16 protein-coding genes are annotated in these 16,905 nt (G+C 45.4%); 13 read left to right on the top strand and 3 right to left on the bottom strand.

From position 1 onward, the window contains the following. Positions 1–343 precede the first annotated feature (343 nt). Positions 344–2,482, top strand: coding sequence for a TonB-dependent siderophore receptor (locus FUA25_RS03480; protein WP_147755492.1), 2,139 nt, complete (start codon positions 344–346; stop codon positions 2,480–2,482). A 69-nt stretch (positions 2,483–2,551) separates the two neighbouring features. Then, complete coding sequence (locus FUA25_RS03475) at positions 2,552–3,769, top strand: PepSY-associated TM helix domain-containing protein (RefSeq protein ID WP_147755491.1); 1,218 nt, start codon at positions 2,552–2,554, stop codon at positions 3,767–3,769. 624 nt (positions 3,770–4,393) lie between these two features. Here the strand turns inward: FUA25_RS03475 and FUA25_RS03470 are convergent. Then, positions 4,394–4,798 carry an endonuclease domain-containing protein gene (locus FUA25_RS03470; RefSeq protein ID WP_228411632.1) on the bottom strand — a complete coding sequence of 135 codons (405 nt, stop codon included), beginning with the start codon at positions 4,796–4,798 and terminating at the stop codon, positions 4,394–4,396. Between the two features lie 306 nt (positions 4,799–5,104). Here FUA25_RS03470 and FUA25_RS03465 point away from each other — a divergent pair, with 306 nt between their 5' ends. The 7 genes from FUA25_RS03465 (at position 5,105) to FUA25_RS03435 (ending at position 12,380) form a co-directional block, all read left to right on the top strand. Beyond that, the gene (locus FUA25_RS03465; RefSeq protein WP_147755490.1) at positions 5,105–6,127 is read left to right on the top strand and encodes a ligase-associated DNA damage response exonuclease; all 1,023 of its coding nucleotides are present in this window, start codon (positions 5,105–5,107) and stop codon (positions 6,125–6,127) included. A 5-nt stretch (positions 6,128–6,132) separates the two neighbouring features. Next, positions 6,133–7,713, top strand: a complete 1,581-nt coding sequence (locus tag FUA25_RS03460) for an ATP-dependent DNA ligase (RefSeq protein ID WP_147755489.1) — start codon at positions 6,133–6,135, stop codon at positions 7,711–7,713. A gap of 29 nt (positions 7,714–7,742) precedes the next feature. Then, the gene (locus FUA25_RS03455) at positions 7,743–10,196 is read left to right on the top strand and encodes a ligase-associated DNA damage response DEXH box helicase (protein ID WP_228411631.1); all 2,454 of its coding nucleotides are present in this window, start codon (positions 7,743–7,745) and stop codon (positions 10,194–10,196) included. Then, the gene (gene pdeM / locus FUA25_RS03450) at positions 10,193–10,858 is read left to right on the top strand and encodes a ligase-associated DNA damage response endonuclease PdeM (protein WP_147755488.1); all 666 of its coding nucleotides are present in this window, start codon (positions 10,193–10,195) and stop codon (positions 10,856–10,858) included. The genes FUA25_RS03455 and pdeM overlap by 4 nt, the downstream gene beginning before the upstream one ends. A 68-nt stretch (positions 10,859–10,926) precedes the next feature. Further along, positions 10,927–11,295 carry an STAS/SEC14 domain-containing protein gene (locus FUA25_RS03445; protein WP_147755487.1) on the top strand — a complete coding sequence of 123 codons (369 nt, stop codon included), beginning with the start codon at positions 10,927–10,929 and terminating at the stop codon, positions 11,293–11,295. 21 nt (positions 11,296–11,316) lie between these two features. Next, a complete protein-coding gene (locus tag FUA25_RS03440) occupies positions 11,317–11,835 on the top strand; it encodes a pyridoxamine 5'-phosphate oxidase family protein (protein WP_147755486.1) in 519 nt (172 codons plus the stop codon). Between the two features lie 11 nt (positions 11,836–11,846). Continuing rightward, positions 11,847–12,380: a lipocalin family protein gene (locus tag FUA25_RS03435; RefSeq protein WP_147755485.1), complete on the top strand. Its 534-nt coding sequence runs from the start codon at positions 11,847–11,849 to the stop codon at positions 12,378–12,380. Between the two features lie 34 nt (positions 12,381–12,414). On the opposite strand, the gene FUA25_RS03430 is transcribed toward FUA25_RS03435, so the two are convergent. Then, positions 12,415–13,167: a hypothetical protein gene (locus tag FUA25_RS03430; RefSeq protein WP_147755484.1), complete on the bottom strand. Its 753-nt coding sequence runs from the start codon at positions 13,165–13,167 to the stop codon at positions 12,415–12,417. 104 nt (positions 13,168–13,271) lie between these two features. Beyond that, the gene (locus FUA25_RS03425) at positions 13,272–13,526 is read right to left on the bottom strand and encodes a hypothetical protein (RefSeq protein ID WP_147755483.1); all 255 of its coding nucleotides are present in this window, start codon (positions 13,524–13,526) and stop codon (positions 13,272–13,274) included. Positions 13,527–13,716: 190 nt separating this feature from the next. Here FUA25_RS03425 and FUA25_RS03420 point away from each other — a divergent pair, with 190 nt between their 5' ends. The 4 genes from FUA25_RS03420 to FUA25_RS03405 are packed head-to-tail and all read left to right on the top strand — an operon-like array spanning position 13,717 to position 16,904. Then, on the top strand, positions 13,717–14,256 hold the full coding sequence (locus FUA25_RS03420; RefSeq protein WP_147755482.1) for a C40 family peptidase: 540 nt from the start codon (positions 13,717–13,719) through the stop codon (positions 14,254–14,256). Positions 14,257–14,315: 59 nt separating this feature from the next. Next, positions 14,316–15,125: a 2,3,4,5-tetrahydropyridine-2,6-dicarboxylate N-succinyltransferase gene (locus FUA25_RS03415; protein ID WP_147755481.1), complete on the top strand. Its 810-nt coding sequence runs from the start codon at positions 14,316–14,318 to the stop codon at positions 15,123–15,125. Between the two features lie 13 nt (positions 15,126–15,138). Next, on the top strand, positions 15,139–15,807 hold the full coding sequence (locus FUA25_RS03410; RefSeq protein ID WP_147755480.1) for a glycosyltransferase family 32 protein: 669 nt from the start codon (positions 15,139–15,141) through the stop codon (positions 15,805–15,807). Then, positions 15,804–16,904, top strand: a complete 1,101-nt coding sequence (locus FUA25_RS03405; protein WP_147755479.1) for a glycosyltransferase family 4 protein — start codon at positions 15,804–15,806, stop codon at positions 16,902–16,904. Before FUA25_RS03410 ends, FUA25_RS03405 begins: the two co-directional genes overlap by 4 nt. Position 16,905 lies beyond the last annotated feature (1 nt).

The raw sequence follows: 16,905 nt of genomic DNA, 5'->3' as shown, positions 1-16,905 counted from the left end.
TACTGATTCTGACCGGCAGGGTTGGACAAAGCCGCTGAAAAATTTTCCACCTGGAGTGCCCGGCCCGGAAGGGAGCCAGCTGGAAAATTTTCTACCACACAGGCAGGTCTACGTATTTTTCCTGAACCACCTTAAAAATTCCATCGGTCACCCTTCAGAGCTGGGGCCAAAACCGATGAAATTTTCCACCCTTTTTTGATGTTAATCCTTCTCAAGGAATAACACAAATCAATAATCCCAAAGATTTTTTATGTCATAAATGCTAATTTTATTTAGAATCAATAAAAATAATAAAAAATAATATTTACATTTGCATTCTTATTTAAAACCATTCCAAATAACCATGAAGAAAATTGTAGTACCCATTGCCCTGTTAATGACGGCTGCCAATGTGCTGGCCCAAAAAACTGACACCCTTAAAGCGGAGGACATCACCGAGGTGATTATCAATCAGACAAAGAAATACAAGAATGAGAATGCATTCGCGGTCTCCAAATTACCGCTGAAAGACATCGAAAACCCTCAGGTGTACAACAGTATTCCCAAGGCAATCCTGAAAGACCAGGTCTCCACGAATTTTAAAAGTGTGCTGACAAATGCCACCGGAATCACCCGTCTTTGGGAAAGTACCTCCCGGGGCGGCGACGGTGCAGAATACTACACCATGCGCGGTTTTTCTACCCAGTCGCGGCTGGTGAACGGTATGGCGAGTTTTAACAACGGCGGACTCGATCCTGCAAATATTGAAAATATTGATGTGATCAAGGGTCCCGCAGGAACACTTTATGGCGGCTCCCTGGTATCCTACGGCGGATTGGTGAACATCCAAACCAAAAAACCCTACGATCATTTTGGTGGTGAAGTAAATTATATCACCGGCACAAATGATTTGCACAGATTCACACTCGATGTGAATGCCCCCGCATCTGCTCAACTTTCGCTACGGCTCAACACTGCTCTTCACTCTGAAAATTCATTCCAGGACCGGGGCTCGAACTTATCTTTTTTCCTTGCTCCCTCACTTAAATATGCAGCTACAGATCGTCTGACCTTTTTGGTAAATACAGAATTCAAGAATAATGAGGCGGCAAATGCGCCAATGATTTTCTTAAGCAGATACTTGCCGCTTTCATTTAACAGTATGGATCTATTTGAAGAAAATTATAAGAAATCGTACACCAGCAGCGAACTCACAACTACCAACCCCAGCTTCAGCATACAGACCCAGATGATTTACAAGCTTTCTCCCCAGTGGACTTCCCAAACACAGGTTTCAACGAGTTCCAGCAAAGCTATGGGTTATTACCAGTACCTCTGGGACGATTCCAACGGCGACAGTTTTACCCGCTTTCTTTCTAAAAGCAACAGCAAAACGCTTGCGTCTGGCATACAGCAAAATTTCATTGGGGACTTCAAGATAGCAAATATGAGAAACCGTCTTGTGGTAGGACTCGATTATTTGACTACCAAAGTCATTGCCAACGATACTGGTTGGACCACCTTAGGAGTGGTGTCTTTAGTCAACCAAACCGATACAGGAATTCTTACAAAATCCGCTGCAGACTTAGCGGTAGGTGCTTTAATTGCTGTTCCGCAAGCTTCCGCAGAGACCAACATTAAAAGTGCTTATTTCTCCAATGTGCTCAATATTTTACCTGAGTTGTCTGCTATGGTGAGCCTCCGCGTCGACAACTTCAGCGGTAAACCCAACCAGTGGGCTGAAGAAGAAATCGAGAACCAGACTTCACTTTCCCCGAAATTGGGACTCGTGTATCAGCCGATATTAAATAGATTGTCTGTATTTGCCAATTACATGAATGGTTTCCAGTATCTGTCGCCTTCAAAGGTAACGGTACCGGGTTCGTCTGAGACAAAGCTTATCATTTATGATCCGGAAAGAGCCAACCAGTGGGAAGTTGGGGCAAAGGCAAACTTAATCGCTAATAAACTTTCTCTTACAGCCAGTTACTACGACATTGCCGTTACGAATAAGATTGTATCCAATCCAGGAACCGATGGCGCGCTGCAGGGGGGTAAAGTACTCAGTAAGGGTTTTGAATTCAGCGCGGTCGGAACTCCGGTTGAAGGCCTGAATGTAATTGCAGGTTTCAGCCGCAATGAAAGTGAACTCGTAAGTGGTGATGTTACCTACAATGGTTTAAGACCCGAAGAAGCCGGCCCCGAGACCCTCGTCAATTTCTGGGCGAACTACAAAGTGCAGCAAGGCATGCTGAAAGATTTGACGGCAGGTTTCGGCCTGAATTACGCCAGTGAGCATAAAACCCTTAACCGCCATATCATCGGAACGTTTACGCTGCCAAGCTATACCGTGATGAACGCCATGGTAGGATATTTCCCCGCAAAATATAGCATCGCCTTGAAACTCGACAACCTTGCCAATAAAAAATATTTTTCCGGCTGGAGCACGGTAACGCCGCAAAAACTGCGGACCCTGTCCCTTTCATTGGGATTTAATTTTTAGAACATTCCTATCAGTTTTAATATTCCGGAAGTGGTGGCATACCGTTGCTTCCGGTTTTTCCACATCAAAATGAGAAAAAAACTTCACCATATCAGAACTTCAAAAAAATCATTCATAAAGACATGGGCCGGCAAACTGCACCTGTGGTTCGGTCTCAGCATCGGTCTCATTGTATTCATCGTCAGCATTACGGGCGCACTCTATGTCTTTAAGGATGAAGTGCAGAACCTTCTTCGGAAAGATTACCATTTTCACGCCGAGTCCGGTATTGAAACAAAAAAAACGCTGCCCCTGAGGGTTCTGGAAGAAAAAGTGAATGAGCAGACAGGTGAAACATTCCCGCTTCACTGGGTCGATATTCCGTTGGACAAATCCAAGACCTACAAATTTTATTACTACGAAAATAATCCCGAAGCCTGGAATTACTTTGATGAGTTCGTCATCTACAAAACCGCTTATGTAAACCCCTTTACCGGAAAAGTACTCTCGGTACAGGATGAAAAGAACGGGTTCTTCAATATTGTGAAATTCATCCACTGGAGTTTCCTCCTGAAGTCGGAGTGGGGGAAATACATCGTTGGAATTCCGGTATTCATTTTCCTTTTTATGCTTATTTCCGGAATCATCCTCTGGTGGCCCAAAAATAAAAAGGCCCGTAAACAGCGGTTTTGGTTTCACTGGAAGAACATAAAAAGCTGGCGCCGTAAGAACTACGATCTTCACAGCATTGTGGGGTTTTATGCGTCTTTTCTCGCGCTTATCGCGGCCATAACTGGTCTCTTTTATTCTTTTCTCTTCATTCAGTCGCTCATGTACTTCCTCTTTTCAGGCGGAAATACGGCCTATCCTGATTATTCACATTTCAAAACCACCGCCCCGAAAGAAATGCGTAATGCCGGCACCCTGGATAAAATTGCCGCAAAGGTGGAGGAATTGTATCCCACCGTATCTGCATACAGTATTGATTTCGGGCATCCGCATATCGATGATCACGAACATCCGAACTACGAGGTTTTTGTAAAACAGCTGGATTATTCCTACTACATCAACCACCAGATTATTTTTGATGAGAATTCAGGCGAAATGCTGCAGAACCGACCTCACCAAACAAAAGACTTTGGACAGAAGTACGTTGCTGCAAACTATGACATCCATGTAGGTGCCATCCTCGGGATATGGGGAAAAATCCTGGCCTTTATCGTAAGTCTCGCCTGCGCTTCCCTGCCGGTGACCGGATTTCTGGTCTGGTGGGGCCGTAGGAACAAAGTAAAAAGAACACCCGCCTGAAATAAGAATCCTTTACCCAACGTGATGAGAGTGTTCGTGTTTTTTTCCCTGACCTGATTAAAAATTTCATCGGTCACCCTTCAGGGCCGGGCCCAAGCCGATGAAATTTTTTGACTGTCACCCATTTTTAATGCTCACCCTGTCGACCAAAAGGGACGGGCAAACCGCTGAAAATTTCCACCTGGATTGCCCTGAAGGGAGCCACCTGGAAAATTTTCTGGATCCGGAGACGTTACCTGCTTTGAAGGAAGGTCCGTGTATTCTTTCCTGAATCACGTTAAAATTTCATCGGTCACCCTTCAGGGCTGGGGCCAAGCCGATGAAATTTTCCACCCGCCAGCCTTGTATACTGATTCTGACCGGCAGGGTTGGACAAAGCCGCTGAAAATTTTCCACCTGGAATGCCCCGCCCTGAAGGGAGCCAGTTGGAAACTTTCTACCACACAGGCAGGTCCTTGTATTCTTTCCTGAATCACGTTAAAAATTTCATCGGTCACCCTTCAGGGCTGGGGCAAAAACCGATGAAATTTTCCACCGGTACATCCTTTTATGCTGACCTTCCGAAGTAGGGAACTGGGCAAAACGATGAAATTTTTCAACTCCTCCCTTTGGTGGTCAGGCGATTTACGTTTGAGATTTCAATTCTTCGATTTTATCACCGATTTGCTCCAGAACTCGTTCCATATGGGTCTCCACCTCCAGATTGGTAAATCTGATAATAACCAAACCCAGTTCTTCCAGGATTTTCGTTCGTCTGCCATCTTTCGGGATTTGTTCCGGAGTGTTGTGATAGGCGCCGTCAATTTCGATAATCAATTGGTATCTGTGGCAGTAGAAATCTGCAATATAAATATGGACAGGATGCTGTCTTCTGAATTTTAATCCTTTGAATTGTCCCTGCCTCAGTCTCTCCCAGAGAAGTGCTTCACTTTTGGTAAGATTATTCCGCAGCACTGACGCTTTAGCGAAACCCTCTTTCGGAGCGCCCTTCCACATTCCGTCGTCGCGATGAGGTCTTATCTTTTTCACAGTCTTTGTTTTTTAAAATTAAAGTTATAAAAAATTTCATCGGTCACCCTTCAGGGCCGGGGCAAAAACCGATGAAATTTTTCCATCTGAATCCAGGCGTTTACCAAAACCGGCTTAGAGGAGAAGCTACTCTTAAGTATACCAACTCCCACTCTAAAGCCACCTTAGTGCATGGGAGTGCCTGAAAAGGGAATCATGTACTTCATCTGAAAAATTTGCGAAGCTGAATGAGTAGCTGCAATGGATAAACTCATCATTTCCTGCTCCCATTTGGCTTAATTTTGGCTTCTGTTGCAAAAACTTTTTGTGAAAAACCCAACTTTCATCCGCTTTACCGACAAAGGTATCTACTGCATCCCGGGGAAATTTTATCTCGACCCCTGGAAACCGGTGGATATGGCGGTCATCTCCCACGGTCACGGCGACCACGCAAGATGGGGGATGAAGAAATACCTCTGTCACCATTACACAAAACCTATTTTAAAACTCCGGATCGGGGAGGATATCGAAGTCCAGAGTCTGGGATATGCCGAAGAGATAAGCATCAACGGCGTAAAGGTTTCCTTTTTTCCCGCCGGTCACATCGTCGGCTCCTCCCAGATCAGAATGGAGTACAAAGGCTACGTCATTGTCTTCTCCGGTGATTATAAAACGGATGACGACGGGCTTTCAACGCCTTTTGAACTCGTAAAATGCAATGAATTCATTACCGAAAGCACTTTCGGGCTGCCCATTTACAACTGGCTGAAACCGGAAGCGTATTCGGAACTCATGCAGTCCTGGGTGGAACAAAACCGCAGCAACGGAAAAACCTCTGTCTTTATCGGCTATTCTTTGGGGAAAGCCCAGCGAATCATGAAATCGGTGGAAGGCAGCGGAAAAATTTTTGTGCACCAGTCCATCGCGCGGCTCAATGAAGGGATTGAATCCGTGGGCATCGACCTTCCTGACTATGAAACGGTGAATTTCATCGATAACATCAAGGAGGTAAAAGGAGAGATCGTCATCCTGCCGCCGGCCCTGTTTGATTCCAATGTCATCAAAAAAATCCCGGAACGCGCCACGGCCATCTGTTCAGGCTGGATGCAGGTGCGTGGATCCAGAAGGTGGCGCTCTGCAGATGCCGGATTTTCCATTTCCGATCATGCCGACTGGAACGGACTGATCAATACGGTGAAAGCCACTGGAGCGGAAAAGGTATATGTGACCCATGGTCAGACCGCTGTTTTTTCAAAATATCTGAATGAACTCGGAATCGATGCCGTAGAACTTCAGACCATTTTCGGTGACGAAGAACTGGAGGAAAAAGAAATCCTCACAAAAGAATAGGCTGCATGAAAGATTTTGCCCAACTCATCAATACCCTCGACAGTACGAACAAGACCAATGCAAAAGTGGATGCAATGGTGTATTACCTGCAGACGGCCAATTCAAGTGACCGTTTGTGGTTTCTGGCTTTGTTTACAGGAAAAAGACCCAAAAGACCTGTCAATACGAATCTTCTGAAACAATGGGCACTCGAAATCACCGGGCTTCCCGAATGGCTTTTTGTGGAATCGTACTCTTCAGTGGGTGATTTGGGTGAAACCTTATCCCTGATCCTGCCCAATCCGAATGAAACCATCGAAAAGACCCTCACCCAATGGATGGCAGAACTGATTGCCCTGAAGGATCTGACTGATGAGGAGAAGAAAGCCTACGTGCTGGAATCTTGGAACGGACTCAACCACCTCGAACGTTTTATATTCAATAAACTCATCGGCGGGAGCTTCCGCATTGGCGTATCGAAGAAACTGCTCATCAACGCCCTCTCCAAATATTCGGGCATCGACGCCAATATTCTGATGCACAGCATCATGGGAAAATGGAAGATCGAGGAAGAAGATTTTGAAAACCTCATTCAGGGAACCAATATCAATCCCGATGATTCCAAACCCTATCCGTTCTGTCTCGCGTATCCGCTTGAAAAGGAGATCGAAGAACTCGGCGACCGCCAAAACTGGCAGGCGGAATACAAATGGGACGGCATCCGTGGGCAGTTCATCAAACGGAATGAGGAGGTCTTCATTTGGTCCCGCGGTGAGGAACTCGTCACCGAACAGTTTCCGGAAGTCGTATCCGCCCTGAATGAAATGACCGGCAATTTTGTCATCGACGGCGAAATTCTCGTCGTGAAAGACGGTCAGGTAATGAATTTCAATGAACTTCAGAAACGCCTCAACCGAAAGACCATTCCGAAGAAGATGCTCGAAGAACTCCCGGTAAAGATATTCGTCTACGATATCCTGGAACTGGAAGGGGAGGATCTCCGTGAAAAACCCCTCACAGAGCGAAGGCTGCTCCTGGAAAGCCTCATCAAAGACCATCCGACCGGAAACATCCTGATTTCAGAAATCGTAGATACAGAAACTTGGGAGGAGCTCACTGAGATCCGTGAGCAATCACGGGACAACAATTCCGAAGGCCTCATGCTGAAAGAAATAAATTCCCACTACCACGCCGGCAGGAAAAAAGGAGACTGGTGGAAATGGAAAGTGAGTCCGCTCACGATTGATGCGGTCCTCATCTATGCGCAGAAGGGATCGGGAAGACGGAGCAGCTACTACACCGATTATACATTTGCGGTAAAAAGCGGCGGGAATCTCGTGACCATCGCCAAAGCCTACTCGGGACTTACCGATAAGGAGATCATGGAAGTGAGCAGATTCGTGAACAAGAATGCAATTGAGAAATTCGGTCCGGTCCGCACGGTTAAACCTGAACTCGTCTTCGAGATCGCTTTTGAAGGCATAGGTTTCAGCAGCCGCCACAAAAGCGGGGTAGCGGTGCGCTTTCCCAGGATTGTCCGCTGGCGGAAAGACAAAACCGTGGAAGAGATCGATGATATTGAAGAAATCAAAAAACTCATCAAATAAAAGTCAGATTTTGACTGCTTAAAACCCACATGACCGAGAAATTCCGGAATTCCGACGGCTATCAGATCATTCACAAATGGATGGAATCCAAGAACATGGAACCTTTCGGTTTTCAGGCGGAAACCTGGTGCAAATATTCCCGAAATTACTCCGGGATGGTCATCGCACCAACCGGTTTCGGAAAGACCTTTTCCGCATTTCTGGCGGTCGTCATCGATTTCATGAATCACCCGGAACAGTATAAGCACGGCATGAAACTGCTCTGGATCACGCCGCTTCGTGCCCTTGCAAAGGATATTGCCAAAGCCATGAGCGAAGCACTCGAAGAAATCGGCCTCGACTGGGAAGTGGACGTAAGGAACGGCGATACGCCTAAAGACATCCGGGCGAAGCAGACCAAAAAGATGCCCGACATTCTCATCATCACGCCCGAAAGTCTCCATTTGCTGCTGGCACAGAAAAATCACCTGAATTTCTTCAAGAACCTGCAGTGCATCGTTGTAGATGAATGGCATGAACTCCTCAGTTCCAAGCGCGGCGTCATGACCGAACTGGCCTTGTCGCGCATTTTCAGCTATCGCAAAGACCTCAGGATATGGGGAATAACGGCCACGATCGGAAATCTGGATCAGGCCATGGAAGTACTGATTCCGTATGATCTCAAAAAGACAAAAGTAGTCGCAAAGGAGAAAAAGAAGATCGAGATCCGTTCGGTCTTTCCCGATGATCTTGAAATCCTTCCGTGGGCCGGTCATTTGGGAACCAAACTCGCCGATAAGATCATTCCGATCATCCTCGCGAGCAACACGACTCTGGTGTTCACGAATACGCGCAGCCAGGCGGAAATGTGGTATCAGGTTCTGCTGACCGTGCATCCCGATTTTGCCGGACAGATCGCTATTCACCACAGTTCTGTTGATAAAGACATCCGCATCTGGATTGAAGAAAACCTGTCTTCGGGATACCTCAAAGCCGTGATTTCCACTTCTTCACTGGATCTGGGCGTCGATTTTAAGCCGGTGGATACGGTCATTCAGATCGGTTCCAGCAAAGGGATCGCACGTTTCCTGCAGCGCGCCGGCCGTAGCGGGCATTCGCCGTATGAAACTTCGAAAATCTATTTCGTTCCGACCCATTCTCTGGAACTCATTGAAGTTGCCGCTTTAAAGGAAGCCGTGAAACAGAACCGGATTGAACCGCGGGAGCCTTTGGTGCTGTGTTACGATGTGCTGCTTCAGTTCGTCATGACACTGGCCGTGGGGATGGGTTTCGAAGAAAAGGAAACGTACCGACAGATTGTACGGACCCACGCTTTCCGGGAAGTCACGCCGGAAGACTGGAACTGGATCCTTTCCTTCATTACCGTAGGTGGAAAACTGAAGAACTATGAAGAATACCACAAGGTCGTGGTGGAGGATGGTTTGTATAAAGTCACTTCGCGCAGGATTGCGATGCTGCACCGCTTTAACATCGGGGCAATTGTAAGCGATTCGATGATGAAGGTGAAATTTTTCAGCGGTGGCTATGTCGGAATGATCGAGGAATATTTCATTTCGAAGCTCAAGAAGAATGACCGTTTTGTTCTGGCCGGAAGAGTGCTCGAAGTTTCGCATATAAAGGAAATGACGGTATATGTCCGCAACTCTTCCGGAAAAGCCATTGTCCCGAGTTATCTGGGCGGAAGACTGCCGCTGTCCTCTTCCCTGAGTGGTTTTTTAAGGCAGAAACTGTCAGAATCGCTCGATGCCAAATCTTCCGAAAAAGAGCTGAAATTCCTGCATCCGCTCCTCGTCAGCCAGCAGGAAAATTCCCATATCCCGAAAGAGGATGAGTTTCTGGTGGAAAAGATAAAAACGCGTGAAGGGTTCCATCTCTTCATGTATCCTTTTGAAGGGAGGCTTCTGCACGAGATCATGGCCGCACTCGTGGCCTACCGAATCTCCAGGATTTCCCCCATCTCTTTTTCGATGGCCATGAACGATTACGGCTTTGAACTGTTCTCAAAACTCGAGATTCCGGTGGATGACAGCAATATTCAGGAAATACTCAACAAGGAAAATCTGATCAAGGATGTTTTGAGTTCGGTGAACTCCACGGAAATGGCCAGACGGAAATTTCGTGACATTGCCGTGATCTCTGGAATGGTCATCCGAAATTATCCGGGACAGCAGAAGAACAATAAAAACCTGCAGTCTTCAGCGGGGCTCATCTTCAATGTGCTCGAGGATTATGATCCGCAGAACCTGCTGCTGAAACAGGCCTATGCAGAAGTATTCTTCCAGCAGATCGATGAAGCGAGGCTTGCACAGGCATTCAGCAGGATTCACGACAGCCGGATCATTGTGAAACAGTCGAATGCTTTTACGCCGCTCAGTTTCCCGATTAAAGTCGACAGCATGCGCCAAAGTCTGAGCAGTGAAGAACTCTCGGCAAGGATTTTGAGGCTTAAAACCGAAGCCATGAAAAAAAGACTCCGGAAATGACGCTGAAAACCATCACAAAAACCATTAAAAACCAAGAGATCATCTTTACCAACGAAAGGGCACTTTTCTGGACAGGAGAAAAAGCCCTGATCCTGAGTGATCTTCATGTGGGGAAGACCGCTTATTTCCGCAGGAACGGAATTCCGGTTCCGTCTGATATCCTGAGTGATGATCTGGCACGGCTCGGAGCACTGATCAAACATTTTGACGCCGAACAGGTCCTCATCGTGGGAGATTTCCTGCATGCCGGTAAAAATTCCGACTATGCTATTTTTGAAGAATGGCAGGTCCAGTTTCCGCACGTCCGCATCAGGATCATCAAAGGGAACCACGATGTTTTTAAAGCCTCGTTTCTGGAAAAGAAATCCGTTGAAATCTGCGGTTCTGAACTTGAGATGCCACCTTTTACCTTTATACATGAGCCGGAAGACAGAGAAGGAAGTTTCCTGGTATCCGGACATCTTCATCCCGGAATAACGCTGAAGCTGGAACGGAATAAAAGCGTGAGTCTGCCCTGTTACCGATATTCCGAAACGCAGCTTGTGCTTCCGGCATTCAGCAGATTTACCGGCCTGGATACGAAATCCTGCGGCGATTATCACTGCATTGCCTTTTCCGAGAACCTGATCTTTGAAATGGACGGTTCCGGACAGTTTTCCTGATCTGGACAAAAATGGAACATTAATTGTTTGTTCAAAACCGTCAAGATATTCACTTTAAAAATTACCACATGATTTCAAAAATTAATGACCTTCCCGGCAATATGATCGGCTTCCGCGCTACGGGCGATGTAACTGCAGAAGATTTTCAGAACACCGTGATTCCTGAAGTAAAGGAATTCCTTAAAACCCAGGACCAACTGAACTACATGCTCGTGCTGGACACGGATGTTAAAAATTTCACTTCCGGCGCCTGGATTTCCGATGCCTGGCTCGGCCTGAAGGAACTCACCAAATGGAACCGTTCGGCGATCATTTCAGATTCCGCAACCATCAAAGTGGTTACCGATATTTTCAGCAAAGTGATGATCGGGGAGTTCAAGGTTTTTGAACACAGCGACTATGACGCTGCTGTAGCTTGGGTATCAGATCAAAATTAACCACATTAAAAATATACAATTATGTCAGAAGCAATTTCACCAAAAGAAAACCTTACCAGTGAGCAGGCCATCGAAAAGATGAAGGAACTTGCAGAAGCGGCAGGGAACTGTTTTTTCACCACCAATATTGATTCCAATCTTCCGCATACGCGTCCGATGGCACTTCAGGAAGTTTGCGAGCATGGAAACCTCTGGTTCATCAGTTCATCTGAAAGTCATAAGAACGAAGAGATCTCCAACGATGCCAGAGTACAGCTCTATTTTCAGAACAACGGCAAGTATGAATACCTTTATGTTTTGGGTGAGGCCTCTATTCACAAAGATCCTGCCTTGATCGAGAAGTACTGGACCGATTTCGCCAACGCCTGGTTCGACGGGAAAGATGATCCGAGAGTGACGATCATCCGCGTAAAACCGGTCGATTCTTATTATTACGAAACGAAAGAGAATAAACTCGTAGCCATGGCAAAAATGCTGTTGGTAGCAGCGACCGGTGCTAAAATGGAAGACGGCGGGGTAGAGGGGAAACTGGAAATATAAACCCATTCCAAATGAAATTTCACAAAATATCGGCAGCGCTAGGTTTAGGCCTTCTGGGTCTTTTTGTTCTGAGCGCATGCACGCCCAAAATTCCGGATGGCGCGACTGCAGTGACCGGTTTCAGTTCCGAAAAATATCTCGGCAAATGGTATGAAATCGCAAGATTCGATTACCGTTTCGAAAGAAACCTTAAAAACGTGACCGCCGAGTATGCGCTTAACGAAAACGGCACGATTAAAGTACTGAACAAAGGCTACAATACGGAAAAGAACAAATGGGCGGAAGCAGAAGGCGAGGCAAGATTTGTTCAGGATAAAACGGTGGCGAGGCTGAAAGTGTCGTTCTTTAAACCCTTCTGGGCCGGATATAATGTGATTGACCTGGAGGATTACAGATACGCTTTGGTGGCGGGCGACGATTTGGATTATCTCTGGATCCTCTCCCGGGAAAAGACCATCCCTGAAAACATTAAGCAGCGTTTTCTAAAAAAAGCAAAAGCAATAGGTTATAAAACAGAAAACCTGATCTGGGTAGAACAGGACTGATCAATTTAAAAGCGGACGAGAGTCCGCTTTTTCTTTAGTCCGGAATATACCTTGGGTCAATATTTCCGATAAACTCATTCGAGACGATATTTGCTAACCGATAACGGAATTTTGTTTTAAAATCTCCTTTCAGTCTTGGCTCAAATACTGTTGCAATCTCATTCTGTTTTAAAATGATATAATTATCTACTCCATATCCGCAACCGTATCTTCTGACTCCGTAAACTGTTTTCCACCTTTTTTGTTGATCTAAAACTTCCAATTCCAGCGGAAGATGATTGCCAAAACCAATGATGGGGTTTTCTGAACCCTGATTGGATATCGTCACCGGAAAGCCATCATAATATTCAGTTTTTACAGGAATGTCACGCAAGGGTTTTTTTCCTTCGTTCATCATTTCCATTGCAAGATCCAATTCTTCTATAGTTATTTTTTGCATGTCTGTAATTACGAATTCCAAAGGTGTGGTCTGAACAGTATCAACAAAAATATTTAAATTGTTATAATGGCGGTTATTGTATTCTGCATTCAACGAATCCGTGATTCTTTCATAATTGCTTTGCAGTTCAGGGTTGTATTTATCATGGTTGTTGTAGTTAATATTTATAGACGCTTTCACAGTCCCGATGTATTGAATAGGTTTCACGTAAAAGAACCCCGGATCTGAGGTTTTCAAAATATTTTCTTTTTTACCAATAGGTCCAACAATGTATTCAGGAGAAGTATTGGATTGGGCAAAACATCCCAGAGGAATGAAATAAAGCAGAATATTGAAGATTATTTTCATGTCAAATGCTCATCAGTTAACCAACCAAATATATGAATAATGTAATTACGGCAACAAAAAAAGGAGTGCAGTTACGCACTCCTTTAAAATTTATCATCCACAGATTACTGGTTGTAATACAGATGATTCTGCGAAAGAAAATCAATCAGGCTGCTTTGGATCTGTTCTTTATTGCTGAGGTAAAACTGTTCCGGATCGTCTTCGTTGCCGCCGTCTTCTTTCTTGCCCAAAAGGATTTTTCTTTCAAAGGATTTCCCGTTGATTTCAAAGGTTACGTTACGCACGTCTCCGCCATTCTCCGTTTCAGTGGCGCCTAACTGAAGGATGGTGATGTCATTTTCCTGAAGTTGAAATTTCATAATCTGGTTTATTTGATAATTTTTTAATGCTGTTTTTTGAAGAACGAATTTACAATTTTTTTGGACACGGATTTTGTTCTGAAGTGCTTTTTCATAAGAGTTTTTATTATATTTGAAGGGCTTTACAGAACGCACGAAGTGCTGTAATACATTAAGGAAAGCTGATCTCCATATAAACAGCTGAAGTACAATGAAAAACATCATCATCATTATGAGCGCGGCAATTCTTCTGGTTTCCTGCGGAGCCTCAAGGAAAGCGGTGGTCAAAAGGGAAGTCCCCACGAAAACGGTAAAGAAAACTGAAGATCTGCGGAACCTGAATGCCGTTTATTCCGAGAAAATGTCGGCAGCTGTCAGGAATCTTATTGAAGATTCGGAAAAATACCTCGGGGCACCCTACAAGTACGCTGGAAATACTTCTGCCGGCTTCGACTGTTCAGGTTTTACAGAAAAAGTTTTCGCTGAGAACAAAGTGCAGCTTCCGCGCAGATCGGCCGATCAGGCCAATACCGGTAAAGAAATAGAGATCCGGCGCGCCGAACCCGGCGACCTTCTTTTTTTCGCAACGTCAGGTGGAGAAACCGTTTCCCACGTCGGAATTGTACACGATATCGGTTCTGATGGGGAAGTGAAGTTCATTCATGCCTCCACCTCAAAAGGGGTCATCATTTCTTCCCTCAACGAAAAATACTGGAACAAAGCCTATCTTTTTACACGCAGAGTTTTGTAAATTTGCACCGCTTAAAGCTTACCTCCTAACCTAAAATCTATAATTTATAACCCATACTTATGTTACAGCAAACCATTGAAAATATCTGGGAGAACCGGGAACTCTTGAAAGACGCCGAAAGCCAGAAATCCATCCGCGAAGTCATCCGTCAGCTGGATTTGGGCGAACTCCGCGTTGCAGAACCTACCGAAAATGGCTGGAAGGTAAATGAATGGGTTAAAAAAGCCGTGGTCATGTATTTTCCGATCCAGAAAATGGAAACAATTGAAGTGGGACCGTTCGAATTTCACGATAAAATGCCGCTGAAAAGAAATTATGCAGAAAAAGGAGTTCGGGTCGTTCCGCATGCGGTAGCCCGCGAAGGCGCTTACATCGCTTCCGGCGTGATTCTGATGCCTTCCTATGTAAATATTGGCGCCTATGTGGATTCAGGAACGATGGTGGATACCTGGGCCACGGTGGGAAGCTGCGCGCAGATCGGTAAAGATGTTCACCTGAGCGGCGGCGTCGGAATCGGCGGCGTACTCGAACCGCTTCAGGCAGCACCCGTAATTATCGAAGACAATGTGTTCGTAGGATCCCGCTGCATTGTTGTGGAGGGCGTTCATGTGGAAAAAGAAGCCGTTCTGGGCGCAAATGTGGTATTAACGGCATCCACCAAAATAATTGATGTTACAGGTGACACTCCGGTAGAGATCAAAGGAAGGGTTCCGGCCCGTTCTGTGGTGATTCCGGGAAGTTATACGAAACAGTTTCCGGCAGGGGAGTATCAGGTTCCGTGTGCACTCATCATCGGACAGAGAAAAGAATCTACCGACAAAAAGACTTCGCTGAACGACGCTTTGCGCGAAAACAACGTCGCAGTTTAATTAATTTACCTCAATGGCGATTCCCAAACAGATTTTTCAGACTTTTAAGAGCGAAAAGCTGCCCTGGCTCACCCGTTTTTACATCAGGAGAATGCTTAAGCGCAATCCGGGATATGCTTATCATTTTTATGATGATGAAAAAATCGTCCGTTTTCTGGCTGAAGAATATCCTGCTGAATACCTTCAGGCTTACAACAGGCTCACCATCGGTGCGGCGAAAGCCGACTTTTTCCGGTATGCCGTTCTTTATAAAAAAGGCGGAATTTATATCGATATCGACAGTGGGGTGAGAACCAGATTCAAGGATTTTATTAAAGAAGACGATGTGGCTTTGGTGACCGATGAGGTTCCGCCCACATACTATGTGCAGTGGGCACTTTTCTATGAAGCCGGCCATCCGTTTCTGGCCAGAACCATGGAAATGATGCTGGACAACATCAACACCCACCGTTTCCCGCACAACGTTCATAAAACAACCGGCCCGTCGGTATACACGCTTGCGGTAAAAGAGTGTCTGGAGCAGAATCCTGATATTCCGCACCGGTTCATGGAACCTGATTATGGCGGTCATATGCAGTTCAAATACAAGATGGGAAAATTCTTCCTCTATAAAAACAAATCGGAACACTGGAAACGGAAACAGGAACTCACCGATATTATAAAACCGGAGGAAAACTCATGAAAATCGCCTTCGATGCCAAACGTTTCTTCAGCAACAGTTCCGGCTTGGGTAATTATTCCCGGGATCTGGTCCGCATATTAGCGGGTTTTTATCCGAATAACGACTATTTTCTTCTCAATAAAAACAAGACGGAGAGGGGATCGGAGATTCTTGAGCTCCCGAATGTGTCATTCATTCCGACTTCTAAAGGGAATTTTTCACGACAGTTACAGATGGGAACGGATGCTCAGCATATCAATGCTGATATTTTCCACGGACTCTCAGGCGAACTGCCTTTAAAATGGGATAATGCGCCCATAAAAAAGATTGTGACGATTCATGACCTGATATTCATGAGATTTCCGCAGTATTACAGTTTCTTTGACCGTAAAATCCACTTCTGGAAGTTTAAAAAAGCGGCTGAACAGGCTGATCTGATCATCGCGATCTCGGAACAGACGAAACGGGATATTATCAAGTTTCTGAAGGTTCCTGAAACCAAAATTAAAGTCATTTACCAAGGCTGTCATCATTCCTTTAAAGAAGAGAAATCTCCCGAATTCCTTCAGTCGGTAAAGGAGAAATTCTCCCTGCCGGAACGCTTTATCCTCAGTGTGGGAACGATTGAGGAGCGGAAAAACCTTCTGAATACGGTGAAAGCGCTTCAGGGCGCTGAAATTCCATTGGTGGCAGTGGGTAAAAAGACAGGGTATTTCCAAAAGATAAACCGGTTTATCATTAAAAACAAGATGGAAAATCAGGTGTTCTTCCCTGAAAATGTTTCCATGGAGGAACTTGCAGCGATTTATCAGCTTGCAGAGGTCTTTGTTTACCCGAGCGTTTTCGAAGGGTTCGGGATTCCGATTATCGAAGCACTGTTTTCCGGAACGCCTGTCATCGCCGCCAATACAAGCAGTCTACCGGAAGCGGGAGGGAAGGATTCCCTGTATATTCATCCTGAAGACATCAGCGATCTGAAATCAAAAATCATTTTCCTCTGGAACAATGAAGCCGAAAGGAAACGCCGTGCTGAAAGAGGTCTTCTGTATGTTCAGCAGTTCAGCGATGAGATTATTGCTAAAAATATGATGGAAATTTATTCCGCATTGGCAAAATAAT

The sequence above is a fragment of the Chryseobacterium sp. genome, assembly GCF_008014695.1.
Classification (GTDB): domain Bacteria; phylum Bacteroidota; class Bacteroidia; order Flavobacteriales; family Weeksellaceae; genus Kaistella.
This window is presented reverse-complemented; position numbering and strand designations above follow the sequence as displayed.